Origin of the sequence: uncultured Limnohabitans sp. (assembly GCF_937889215.1) — a bacterium.
GTDB lineage: Bacteria > Pseudomonadota > Gammaproteobacteria > Burkholderiales > Burkholderiaceae_C > Limnohabitans_A.
On sequence record NZ_CALBEX010000113.1, the window covers coordinates 1 to 1,131 of the forward strand.

2 protein-coding genes are annotated in these 1,131 nt (G+C 63.1%); both read left to right on the top strand.

Annotated elements, in window-relative coordinates; translation table 11 throughout:
* On the top strand, positions 1-536 hold a 536-nt coding region (locus Q0341_RS02980; RefSeq protein WP_299510450.1), incomplete at its 5' end, for an acyl-CoA dehydrogenase family protein.
* Positions 533-1,131: enoyl-CoA hydratase/isomerase family protein (locus tag Q0341_RS02985; protein WP_299510452.1), on the top strand; the 599-nt coding region annotated here is incomplete at its 3' end. The genes Q0341_RS02980 and Q0341_RS02985, both read left to right, overlap by 4 nt.

Below are 1,131 nucleotides of genomic sequence, written 5' to 3' on the forward strand. Positions count from 1 at the left end.
ACACCGGCCTGATTTATTTTGATGAAGTGCGTGTGCCCCAGCGCTACCGCATCGGTGCCGAGGGCCAGGGCTTCATCTACCAAATGCAGCAGTTTCAGGAAGAGCGCCTGTGGTGCGCCGCCAGCACGCTGCAGTCGTTGACCAACTGCATCCAGTGGACGGTGGAATGGGCGCAAGAGCGCAAGCTGTTTGGCTCGACGCTGGCCGACCAGCAGTGGGTTCAGTTCAAACTGGCTGAACTCAAGGCCGACATCGAATGCCTGCGCGCCCTGACCTACCAAGCCTGCGAGCACTACATCGCGGGCGAAGACGTGACCGAGTGGGCCACCATGGCCAAGCTCAAAGCGGGCCGTTTGAACCGCACGGTGCCTGACACCTGCCTGCAGTTTTGGGGCGGCATGGGTTTCACCTGGGAAAACAAAGTCTCGCGCATGTACCGCGACGGCCGCCTGGCCTCGATTGGTGGCGGTGCCGACGAGGTGATGCTGGGCATCTTGTCCAAGATGATGGGCATTGCCAAGCGGCCGCAAAAATGAGCAGCACTTTGTTGATCGAACGCCAAGGCGCGGTCGAGACCTGGACGATGAACGACCCGGCCACCCGCAACGCTTTAAGCGATGCGGTGGTGGACGACTTGCTGCAAGCCTGTGGGTGTGCGGCACAAGACGCCACGCTGCGCATCGTGGTGCTGACCGGCGCAGGCGGTGCCTTTTGCGCGGGCGGTAGCTTGGGCGGCTTTGCCAGCCTGATCGGCCAACCCCTGCAAAACGGACAAACCGACCCACTGCTGGGCATGAACCGTGGCTTTGGCGACTTGCTGCACGCCCTGAGCGCCCTGCCCCAGCTGCTGGTGTGCCGGGTGGATGGCGCGGCCATGGGCGGCGGTTTTGGCCTGGTGTGTTGCGCCGACCATGTGGTGGCCACAGCGCGTTCGGTGCTGGGCACACCCGAGGTCACGCTGGGCCTGCCGCCTGCGCAGATTGCACCGTTTGTGTGGCAGCGCCTGGGCGAGAGTGCAGCGCGCCAGTGCCTGTTGCAAGGCCTGAGCTACACCGCTGCGCAAGCCCTGCAGGTGGGTTTGGTGCATGAAGTCATCAAAGAGGACAACGATGCAGCGTGGCAACAAACACT